Here is an 11,432-nt window from a genome sequence, read left to right on the forward strand (position 1 = left end):
ATGAATAGACGTGACTTTATTAAAGCCAATGCAGTCATCGCCGCTGCAGGAGCGGCAGGTTTAGCTCTGCCAGCTGGCGCAAGCAATTTAATTACCAGTTCAGAACAGACAAAATTAGAGTGGAACAAAGCGCCGTGCCGTTTTTGTGGCACTGGCTGTTCTGTGATCGTTGCTACCCGCGAGGGTAAAGTGGTTGCCACCCATGGTGATGCTAATAGTGAAGTTAACCGCGGCCTTAACTGCATCAAGGGTTATTTCTTATCCAAGATTATGTATGGTAGCGATCGTTTAACTACGCCCATGCTACGTATGACGGATGGCAAATTTGACAAGCACGGTGAGTTTTCACCGATAAGCTGGGATAGCGCCTTTGATATCATGGCGCAAAAATGGAAAGCAACCATTAAAGCCAAAGGCCCAACAGCGATTGGTATGTTTGGTTCTGGTCAATGGACCGTATGGGAAGGTTATGCCGCCGTTAAGCTGATGAAAGCCGGCTTTGGTTCAAACAACATCGATCCTAATGCGCGCCATTGCATGGCTTCGGCCGTGGTAGGTTTTATGCGTACCTTCGGCATTGACGAACCTATGGGTTGTTATGACGACATTGAAGCTGCTGATGCCTTTGTACTTTGGGGCTCAAACATGGCGGAAATGCACCCGATTTTATGGAGCCGTGTCACCGACCGTCGCCTCAGTGCCCCCCATGTTAAAGTATCAGTATTATCGACCTTCCAGCATCGTTCTTTCGATTTGGCCGACTTACCGATAGTATTTACACCGCAAACTGACTTAGCCATTTTAAACTTTATTGCTAACTATATTATTCAAAATGATAAAGTGAATTGGGATTTCGTTAAAAAGCATGTGAACTTCCACATGGGAACCCACGACATTGGTTATGGTTTGCGCCCAACGCACCCACTTGAGAAAAAAGCCAAAAACGTTAAAACGGCTGCTGATTCAACGCCAATCGATTTCGATACGTTTAAAGCCTTTGTTGCCGATTACAATGTAGAAAAAGTCAGTAAATTATCAGGTGTATCAGAAGAGAAACTGATTGAATTGGCCAAGTTATATGCTGATCCTAATACTAAAGTGACTTCTTTTTGGACGATGGGATTTAACCAGCACACTCGTGGTGTATGGTGTAACAACCTGATTTATAACATTCACTTGTTAGTCGGTAAAATTTCAACTCCAGGTAACAGCCCATTCTCGTTAACAGGTCAGCCATCTGCTTGCGGTACGGCCCGTGAAGTGGGAACCTTCTCACATCGTTTACCTGCCGATTTAGTGGTCACTAATCCTGAGCACAGAAAACATGCTGAAAATATTTGGAAAATTCCTAGCGGCATTATTCCACCTAAGCCTGGCTACCACGCAGTTGAACAAAACCGTCGCCTTAAAGATGGTGATTTAAACTGCTATTGGGTCCAAGTTAACAACAATATGCAAGCGGGTGCGAACATTAACGAAGAGATGTTACCTGGCTATCGTAACCCAGATAACTTTATCGTGGTGTCCGATGCTTACCCAACAGTGACAACTCAAGCCGCTGACTTAATTCTTCCTACCGCGATGTGGGTCGAAAAAGAAGGCGCTTATGGTAATGCTGAACGCCGTACGCAATTCTGGCATCAAATGGTGCAAGCACCTGGTGAATCACACTCAGATTTATGGCAGCTGATGGAATTTGCTAAACGCTTCACTACCGATGAAGTATGGCCACAGGATGTATTAGCGGCAAACCCAGAGTTTAAGGGTAAAACGTTATACGAAGTGCTATATCAAAATGGTAATGTCGATAAGTTCCCACTTGCAGATGCAGATCCTAAGTACCTAAACAACGAAGCAAAACATTTTGGCTTCTACGTACAAAAGGGCTTATTCGAAGAATATGCAACCTTTGGCCGTGGTCATGGTCACGATTTAGCGCCCTTTGATGCCTACCACGAAGCACACGGTTTACGTTGGCCGGTAGTGGATGGTAAAGAAACCAAATGGCGTTTCCGTGAAGGTAGCGACCCGTATGTGAAACCAGGAAAAGACTTTGAGTTTTACGGTCACCCTGATGGTCGTGCCATTATTTTTGCACTGCCTTACGAACCCGCTGCTGAGTCACCAGATGAAGAATACGATATATGGCTATCAACAGGTCGCGTACTTGAACACTGGCATTCAGGTTCAATGACTCAACGTGTACCTGAGCTGTATCGTGCCTTCCCTGATGCTGTGTGTTTTATGCACCCAGAAGATGCTAAAAAACGGGGTTTACGCCGTGGTGATGAAGTGCGAGTGGTGTCGCGTCGCGGCGAAATCAAAACGCGCGTTGAAACCCGTGGTCGTAACAAGCCACCTGTAGGCTTAGTGTTTGTGCCTTGGTTTGATGCTAGCCAGCTCATTAATAAAGTCACGTTAGATGCGACAGATCCTTTGTCAAAACAAACTGACTATAAAAAATGTGCGGTGAAGATCGTCAAAGCATAAGGAGTACAACATGAAAACATTCAAATTAATGTCATTGATTGGTTTACTTGCTCTTGGTTCATTCGTCATGACGAATGCGGTGGCGACGAGTATTCCAGAAGATAAAATCGACACGTTACGCTTAGCGCCCATTGATATTGAGCCAACACCACCAGTGATGCAAAATGTGCGTAATACAGATATAAAAGAAGTGCGTAACTATCCAATGCAGCCACCGGTGATCCCACATAAAATTGATGGTTATCAATTGGATCTGAAAGTGAATAAATGCATGGCATGTCATGCTAGAAGCCGTACTGGAGAGTCTCAAGCTCCGATGGTCAGTGTGACGCACTATATGGATAGGGATAACAACTTCCTTGCCGAATTATCACCGCGCCGCTATTTCTGTACTCAGTGCCATGTGCCGCAGTTAGATGCCAAACTACTGGTCGAAAATGACTTTGTAGATATGGATCATCTCATTAAAGCCAACACTGAGCAGAAAAAACACTAGGAGCTAGCATGTTAGATAAACTGAAAAAAATCTGGCAGGTGCTCAACCGTCCGAGTGTGCACTATAGTCTGGGCTTTTTGACCTTAGGTGGCTTTGTGGCTGGGGTGATTTTCTGGGGTGGCTTTAACACGGCCCTTGAAGCAACCAACCAAGAAGCTTTCTGTATCAGTTGCCATGAAATGGAAAACAACGTCTATCAAGAATTACAGACAACGATCCATTTTACTAACCGCAGTGGTGTGCGGGCGACTTGTCCAGATTGTCATGTGCCACATAACTGGACCGATAAAATTGCCCGTAAGATGCAAGCTTCTAAGGAAGTGTGGGGTAAAGTGTTTGGTACCATCAATACCCGTGAAAAGTTTGAAGGTAAGCGCCGTGAGTTAGCAGAGCACGAGTGGGAACGCTTGAAAGCGAATGATTCGCTCGAATGCCGTAACTGCCACAACTTTACTTACATGGACTTTACCCGCCAATCTCCTCGGGCGTCGCAGATGCATTCTACGTCACTGGCTAATGGTGAAAAGACCTGTATCGATTGTCATAAAGGGATTGCCCATCATCTCCCTGACATGAAAGGCGTAGAAGGGTTCTAATCCTTTTATAAGCAAAGGTATACAGTAAAAGGCCAAGCATTATTGATGTTTGGCCTTTTTGTTTGGATTTTATTGATGCTTATCGTCATTATTCAATCGATAATCTCATCGCTGAAATGAAAATATATCAGCGACAACTTTATTGATCCCATCGAGTTTTTTGGTTTTAGCTTACTGTTAGCATTGTCACTTATTTATGATTACTTGGCCTATAAACACCAATGAAACTCGATATTAATGGCTTAACCCCTGCGCAGTTTTTAGCAGAATACTGGCAGAAAAAACCACTGGTTATTCGTCAAGGATTTAGCCATTTTCAAGATTTAGTGTCACCAGAAGCCCTAGCAGGTTTAGCGATGGAGGAGCTGGTTGAATCTAGGCGGGTTTACCAGTAAGAAGGGCAATGGCAAGCAGAGTTTGGCCCTTTTGAAAGCTATGATCATTTAGGTGAAAAAGATTGGACGTTAATCGTACAAGCCCTAAATAACTGGGTTCCAGATGCTGAAGCCTTGATCCAATGCTTTGATTTTATTCCGCGTTGGCGCTTAGATGATGTGATGGTGAGCTTTGCGACGCCTGGCGGCGGCGTTGGGCCACATATTGACCTTTATGACGTATTTATTTGCCAAGGTTCAGGGCGACGTCGTTGGCGTGTAGGCAACATAGGGCCGCACAAACAATTTGTTGCCCATCCCGCCTTGCTACACACTGAATCATTTGAGCCAATCATTGATACTGAACTATTGCCAGGAGATATTTTATATATTCCACCGGGGTTTCCACACGAGGGGGTAACCTTAGAGCAATCCTTAAGTTTTTCTGTGGGTTATCGCACCGCCTCTGCAAAGGAAATGGTAGGCGCCTTGGCGGATCATCTTTCTGAGCAGGATTTAGGTGTTCAGCAGATTAGCGATCCTGATCGCGCCTTATCAAGCCGCAGTGGTTGTGTAGATAATACTGATTTAGCACGTTTACGCTCGCAGTTGACAAATATGCTTAGTGACGAGCTAGTGAGCGAATTTACGGGGCGTTATTTAACTCAATCGAAGTGTGCGTTAGATTTACCCGATGAGCCGCTAGATATTACGCAAATAGAGGTACTTGCTTGGCTTGATGAGCAGCCGTTAATACGTCTTGGTGGTCTTCGCTGTTTGTATTTTGATATCAATGTCGCCGAAGGTGCAGTTTATATTAATGGTGACAAATACCAACTTTCAGTGGAATTTGCTGCGGTGATCCCATTATTATGTGATGTGAATCAACTCGATAAAATGGTGTTAGCGCCTTGGCTAACCTGCCCAGCGTTTTTGGTTCAACTAACTGAATGGATTAACCTAGGCTACTGGTATTTTGACGACTTCGACGCTGATGACGAGGTATACATCGATTAATTGCCTGTGAGTTAGCTTATTCTAGAAAAGTGATTACTCGCTCTAGAAGAGCCATCAAAGGGAAATAAAATAATGCAACAGTGGTTTTCAGTGAGTTTAGGTGATGCTTTACTCGCGCAGGCGAAGTTATCTATGCTTGAGCAATATTTATTAGATTGCTATGAACAAGCTGAAAAACCGTCAACTATGTCAGCGTTATATAGACATGAGTCAACCGGAGTGCACTGTTACGTTAGTGTGTTTTTAACCGTGCCATTTCAGCAATGGGCAAAATTAGATAATGCTGTAGCGTGCGATAAAATAAATACGGATAATATGAGTTACTTAGCTGGCTATAACGTGTTGCCTAATATGGATTTTTAATAAAAGAATAGCGTAGATTTGATGCAACCTAAATACGGTTATTTGAGTGTTTTGATTATTTTTTACTGCTATTGATATCTAATGATGTAGGTATTTAATGATGTAGATATCTATGCTGACTACATCATTAGGTAGAGAGTGACTTAATGAATAGGTGACACAATAAAAAACGCGCCGAGGCGCGTTTTTAGCTTAGGACAACTGCTAGAGCAGCCGTTTTAAACCCTGCTTAAAAGTTTGCAGTACGTGGAGCACGTGGGAATGGAATAACATCACGAATGTTGTTAACGCCAGTCACATAAGACACTAAGCGCTCAAACCCTAGACCAAAACCAGCGTGTGGCACTGTGCCATAACGGCGCAAATCGCGATACCACCAGTAATCTTCTTTACTCAAACCCATCTCTTCAAGGCGGGCATCGAGCATGTCTAAACGTTCTTCACGTTGAGAACCACCGATAATTTCACCAATGCCTGGGGCTAATACGTCCATCGCTGCCACTGTTTTACCATCTTCGTTTAAGCGCATGTAGAAGGCTTTAATGTCTTTCGGGTAGTTTTTAACAACTACTGGCGCTTTAAAGTGTTCTTCAGCTAAGTAACGCTCATGCTCAGAAGACAAATCAATCCCCCAAGACACTGGGAATTCAAAGGTTTTGCCACATTTCTGTAAAATCTCAACGGCTTCGGTGTAATCTACTTGCGCAAAATCGCTTGATACGAAAGATTGCAGACGTTCGATGACGGTTTTATCAACGTGTTGATTGAAAAACTCTAAATCGTCCATGCGCTCAGCTAATACTGCCTTAAAGGCATATTTGAGCATAGCTTCAGCTAAACCTGCGATATCGTTTAGGGTAGCGAAAGCGACTTCAGGTTCAACCATCCAAAATTCAGCTAAGTGGCGGCTGGTGTTTGAGTTTTCTGCACGGAAAGTCGGGCCAAAAGTATAGATTTTTGACAATGCACTGGCGTAGGTTTCGCCATTTAGCTGGCCTGATACGGTTAAGAAAGCCTCTTTACCAAAAAAGTCCTTGTCGTAATCGACTTTGCCATCGCTGGTACGAGGCAGGTTTTCCATATCTAAAGTTGATACGCGGAACATTTCACCAGCGCCCTCAGTATCTGATGCTGTGATGAGTGGCGTTGATACCCAAATAAAGCCTTCTTCGTGGTAGAAACGGTGAATCGCTTGCGATAAACAGTTACGTACACGGGCCACGGCACCAATCAAGTTAGTGCGTGGACGTAAGTGCGCCAATTCACGTAAATGTTCAACTGAATGACGTTTAGCAGCCATTGGGTAAGTGTCTGGATCGTCCACCCAACCCGCAACTTCAAGTGCAGAGACTTGTAGTTCAAATGCTTGGCCAGCGCCTGGAGATTCAACCACCGCGCCCGTCATCACCACAGAGCAACCCGCAGTGAGCCTTAACACTTCGTTGTCGTAATTATTTAAGCTATTTGGCACGACACCTTGGATAGGATTAAAGCAGGAGCCGTCATAAACAGCTAAAAAAGAGATACCGGCTTTAGAGTCACGACGTGTTCTAACCCAGCCACGTACAGTGACTGTTGAACCGACGGCGTGCTCACCTTTAAATACAGATGCGACAGATGCGATGCTCATTGTTACTTAATTCTCCAACGAAACGTTTTATATGAAAATTTTGGAGGTTTATATTACCTTGCTGGTGGCTTTTCTCAAGCTGAAAAAGGTATCCTGAGTCTAATAATATCGATATTTAATGATTAAAGTGTGTCAAACGGTGGGAGGTTGTATGCGCAAGACCAGAATATTTCAAATAATCCTCGCGACCTTATCCATTTTAGGCTGGGCAATTGCCGTCTATGCATTATTGGTTTTTGGTGAGGCGAGGCCAGATCGTGAGGTCGGCGCCTATTTGGCCCGTGGCGCCACGTTCAGATTGGATTGGGATCCACATGAAACTCAATTACTGCTGTATTTAATTTGGGCTTGTGGTGCAATCAGTTTGATCAGTTTGGCATTTAACTATTATGTCGCGCATCACAGCAAACTCGGATTTTGGTTTAACATTCCTATGTTACTGCTTACCTCTGTGGTTGCGGGTTTGTATGTGCATTTGATGATTTAAATTGGAATTTATCTGCATGTAGCCAGCATCAAATGAAGTCGGCTGGGATACTCAATTGACGACATAAGTGGTCAATGATGGCAGCGGTAGCGCCCCAAATAAATCGTTGTTGATAGGGCATAACATGCACACTGTAATAGTGACCTTGGCGCAAAAAGAATTTTTGATGGCGATGACTCGGGTCAATAAAAAAGCTTAAAGGCACTGTAAAACAATCGGCGACTTCACCGGGGTCGAGCTTCAAAACGAAGGTTTGTTTGACGATGCCGACCACGGGTGTTATTTCAAATCCGGTAAAGGTGTTATAGGGCGGAAATGTACCCAAAACGTCCACGTTATTCCTTGATAACCCAATTTCTTCTTCTGCTTCTCGCAATGCGGCCGCAATGGCATCGATATCATCAGGCTCTATTTTTCCGCCAGGAAAGCTGACCTGCCCAGGGTGAGCGCGTAGATGCATGGGTCTTTGGGTTAAAATAAGATGCAATTCTCCGCCAATATCTTGCAGTGCAATTAAGACAGCAGCTTTGCGTAACCCAATATGTGGGAAGGCTGCGGGATCTTGCTGGGCTAAAGAATGCAAATTAAATCTGAGCCTAAATTCTGCAGTTTCCATTAATTTTTCCGTTTATTGTGCCTTATTAACACTTAAGGATTTCATAAGCCTTTGCCCAGCAAGGGTAAAATCTGGCTTACTTTGTCAAAGCTTTCTTGGTACTCAGCATCTACATTCGAGTCGGCTACAATACCGCCGCCCGCCCAGCAATAAAGTTTACCGCCCTCGGCGATGAGTGTGCGAATGGTGATACTGGTATCCATTTGCCCATCTTGGCTTAAATATCCCATAGAACCACAATATAAACTTCGCCGCGACGGTTCCAGCTCTTCGATAATTTCCATGGCGCGAATTTTCGGCGCACCAGTAATTGAACCGCCAGGGAACGCCGCGCGCAGTAAATCACTGGCACAGTATTTAGCGTCTAGCTTGGCCGTCACTGTGCTAACAAGGTGATGCACAGCAGGAAAGCTTTCAATCTGAAATAGATGCGGTACACGTACCGAACCCGCCGCGGCCACTTTACCAATATCATTACGTAGTAAATCGACAATCATCACGTTTTCTGCGCGATCTTTTGGCGAGTTGGCAAGCGTATTGGCGGCTTGAATATCAAGCGTAGGATCACTATGGCGCGGCAAGGTACCTTTAATGGGTTTGGTCTGAATATCAACGCCGCGAAGCTGGATAAAACGCTCTGGTGAAATGGATAAAATCGCATTTTGCGGTAAGCGCATAAAGGCCGAGAAGGGCGCTTTATTAGCACGACGCAGTTGGCAATAGGCTAGCCATTCATCGCCTTGATAACACGCTTCAAATCTTTGAGTTAAATTTATTTGATAGCAATCGCCACTGTGCAAATAAGCTTGTACTGCGTTAAATTTGTCCGTGTATTCGGCTTTATTGATTTGAGTGGCCCATGGGCTGGTAAGTGTAAATGGGGCGGAAGTTCGCTTTTTAACTATCTTTGCTTGAATATTTTTCAACTCAATTTCAAGGGCTGCTTCCCCTAAATAATGCAGCAAATGCCAACATTGAGCTTGGTAATCAAAAACCAGCGCCCAGTCATAAAAGCCAATATTCATCTCTGGCAGCTGTATATCTTGCGTTGCCGTGGTTGGTAGGGATTCAATACGGCGGCCTAAATCGTAGCTAAAGCTGCCCATGGCGCCGCCACTAAAGGGCAGATGGCATTCAAAAGATTTTGCATACCAATGGCTTAATAAAGTGTTGAGCAGGTCGAAGGGATCACGGTTTGGCTCTATGGCCTCGGGTATGCTCAAGTTTTTATCGATAAGCTTGATATCGCTACGCTCGCCTTGAGTGACTAACGTGGCGATGGGACTGGCGCAAATAATATCGAACCTAGCGTCTTGGTGCGGCGCGTTCGCTGAATCCAACAGGATTGCCCAAGTATCACCAGCAAAGAGTTCAAAAAGTGCTGCGGTGCTTAATGTCCAGTCAAGTTGGCGTGATGCAAGCTGTGTTGACGCCCTAAATGCCATCGATTAACCCTATCTAAAATGTGATGTAGCCCAAAAAGATGTGAAAGAGTATCATATTGGCCCAGAAAGAATTAAACAAAAACAAGTCAGGCCACATAGGCTGCTGGAGCGCTCCTACTATGTCATCTCACCATAAAATGTCTGAAAACGCTGTGATTAAACAAGCCGACTTTATTGAAAGTGTGGCAGATGCCCTGCAATACATCTCTTATTACCACCCGAAGGATTTTGTCGATGCCATGAGCGAAGCTTATGAGCGTGAGCAAAGTGCTGCGGCAAAGGATGCAATTGCGCAAATCTTAATTAACTCACGTATGTCGGCCGAAGGTAAACGTCCTTTGTGCCAAGATACGGGAATTGTGACTGCATTTGTGAAAGTCGGTATGGCCGTTCAATGGGACAAAACCGATATGACTATTCAGGAAATGGTCGACGAAGGTGTTCGTCGTGCCTATACCAATCCTGATAATCCACTGCGTGCATCGATTGTGTCAGATCCTGCCGGTAGCCGTAAAAATACCAAAGATAACACGCCGTCTGTGGTGCATATCGATATGGTACAGGGCAATCACATTGAAGTTGCCATTGCAGCCAAAGGAGGCGGCAGTGAAAACAAAGCCAAAATGGCAATGTTAAACCCATCAGACGATGTTGCCGCTTGGGTTGAAAAAACCTTGCCAACGATGGGCGCGGGTTGGTGTCCACCGGGCATGCTTGGCATCGGTATTGGTGGCACGGCAGAAAAAGCCGCTGTATTAGCCAAAGAAGCACTGATGGAAAGCGTTGATATCCATGAGTTAATTGCTCGCGGTGCCCAAACTACCGAAGAAAAGTTGCGTTTAGATATTTTTGAGCGTGCTAACAATTTAGGTATTGGTGCTCAGGGGCTTGGCGGTTTAACCACAGTGTTAGACGTTAAAATCAAATCGGCGCCAACCCATGCGGCCTCAAAGCCTGTGGTAATGATCCCTAACTGCGCGGCCACTCGCCACGTGCACTTTCATTTAGATGGTTCAGGCCCCGCGGATTTAACGCCGCCATCACTGGCAGATTGGCCAGAAATCACCCGTGAAGTGGGTGATGATGTGCGCCGCGTAAATTTAGATACTGTGACGCAAGCGGATATCGAGCAGTGGCAGAGCGGTGAAACCATTCTGCTGAGCGGTAAAATGCTCACTGGTCGCGATGCTGCCCATAAGCGCATTCAAAGCCTGATTGAAAGTGGTGAAGGTTTGCCAGAAGGCGTGGACTTTACCGGTAAGTTTATCTACTACGTTGGCCCAGTTGACCCCGTTGGCAGCGAAGTTGTGGGTCCAGCTGGCCCAACAACGGCGACCCGTATGGATAAATTCACTGACTTAATGTTAGAAAAAACTGGCCTAATGGGAATGATAGGTAAAGCTGAGCGCGGCCCTACCACGGTTGAGTCTATTAAAAAGCACAAAGCGGTTTATTTGATGGCCGTTGGCGGCGCCGCGTATTTAGTGTCTAAAGCGATTAAACATTCCCGCGTAGTGGCCTTTGCTGATTTAGGCATGGAAGCGATTTACGAGTTTGACGTGCAAGATATGCCAGTGACTGTAGCAGTGGATTCAAATGGCGTTAATGCCCACGAAACCGGTCCAGCTATTTGGAAAGTGAATATTGCCAACGCTAAAGCGAAAGCCTAAGCGTCAGTTGAGTAAGGCGTTTTTTACACCATCTAGCTGCAATTTATGCAGTTATATCTGTAGGTGTGCTGAATATATGCGCTACTGACATTTTGTCACAAAAAAATACGCTCAGGTTTGCCATTTGGCTTGCTTGAGCGTTTTTGTTTCGATAGTGTGGCAAGCTTATCTTCGAAAGATACGATTTAAGATCGTTTTTAACATGCGTTTGATTGCGACGACTACAACAATAGCAATGACGGATGCAA

General features: G+C 45.0%; 9 protein-coding genes and 1 pseudogene. 7 read left to right on the forward strand and 3 right to left on the reverse strand.

Going from position 1 to position 11,432, the window contains the following annotated elements; translation table 11 throughout:
• The 5 genes and pseudogenes from napA to C9I43_RS06145 all read left to right on the forward strand — a co-directional run bounded on the left by napA (position 1) and on the right by C9I43_RS06145 (position 5,336).
• Positions 1-2,490: a nitrate reductase catalytic subunit NapA gene (napA, locus tag C9I43_RS06125; RefSeq protein ID WP_107884049.1), complete on the forward strand. Its 2,490-nt coding sequence runs from the start codon at positions 1-3 to the stop codon at positions 2,488-2,490.
• A 10-nt stretch (positions 2,491-2,500) separates the two neighbouring features.
• The gene (locus C9I43_RS06130) at positions 2,501-2,986 is read left to right on the forward strand and encodes a nitrate reductase cytochrome c-type subunit (protein WP_076500128.1); all 486 of its coding nucleotides are present in this window, start codon (positions 2,501-2,503) and stop codon (positions 2,984-2,986) included.
• A gap of 8 nt (positions 2,987-2,994) precedes the next feature.
• Positions 2,995-3,582, forward strand: a complete 588-nt coding sequence (locus tag C9I43_RS06135) for a cytochrome c3 family protein (RefSeq protein ID WP_076500126.1) — start codon at positions 2,995-2,997, stop codon at positions 3,580-3,582.
• 221 nt (positions 3,583-3,803) lie between these two features.
• Positions 3,804-4,973 (forward strand): annotated as a pseudogene (locus C9I43_RS06140) (JmjC domain-containing protein).
• 72 nt (positions 4,974-5,045) lie between these two features.
• Entirely contained in the window at positions 5,046-5,336 is a 291-nt protein-coding gene (locus tag C9I43_RS06145) for a hypothetical protein (protein ID WP_107882732.1), read from the forward strand.
• A gap of 229 nt (positions 5,337-5,565) precedes the next feature.
• On the opposite strand, the gene asnS is transcribed toward C9I43_RS06145, so the two are convergent.
• Positions 5,566-6,966, reverse strand: coding sequence for an asparagine--tRNA ligase (gene asnS / locus C9I43_RS06150; protein ID WP_076500123.1), 1,401 nt, complete (start codon positions 6,964-6,966; stop codon positions 5,566-5,568).
• Positions 6,967-7,117: 151 nt separating this feature from the next.
• Between asnS and C9I43_RS06155 the strand changes: the two genes are divergently transcribed.
• Complete coding sequence (locus C9I43_RS06155) at positions 7,118-7,453, forward strand: hypothetical protein (protein ID WP_076500122.1); 336 nt, start codon at positions 7,118-7,120, stop codon at positions 7,451-7,453.
• A gap of 28 nt (positions 7,454-7,481) precedes the next feature.
• Here C9I43_RS06155 and C9I43_RS06160 read toward each other — a convergent pair whose 3' ends face one another.
• Both C9I43_RS06160 and pabB read right to left on the reverse strand, forming a co-directional pair.
• The gene (locus tag C9I43_RS06160) at positions 7,482-8,069 is read right to left on the reverse strand and encodes a CoA pyrophosphatase (protein WP_076500121.1); all 588 of its coding nucleotides are present in this window, start codon (positions 8,067-8,069) and stop codon (positions 7,482-7,484) included.
• 41 nt (positions 8,070-8,110) lie between these two features.
• The gene (gene pabB / locus C9I43_RS06165) at positions 8,111-9,514 is read right to left on the reverse strand and encodes an aminodeoxychorismate synthase component I (RefSeq protein WP_107882734.1); all 1,404 of its coding nucleotides are present in this window, start codon (positions 9,512-9,514) and stop codon (positions 8,111-8,113) included.
• A gap of 119 nt (positions 9,515-9,633) precedes the next feature.
• Between pabB and C9I43_RS06170 the strand changes: the two genes are divergently transcribed.
• The gene (locus C9I43_RS06170; protein ID WP_107882736.1) at positions 9,634-11,184 is read left to right on the forward strand and encodes a fumarate hydratase; all 1,551 of its coding nucleotides are present in this window, start codon (positions 9,634-9,636) and stop codon (positions 11,182-11,184) included.
• The last annotated feature ends 248 nt before the right edge of the window (positions 11,185-11,432 follow it).

Origin of the sequence: Shewanella morhuae (assembly GCF_003028295.1) — a bacterium.
GTDB lineage: Bacteria > Pseudomonadota > Gammaproteobacteria > Enterobacterales > Shewanellaceae > Shewanella > Shewanella morhuae.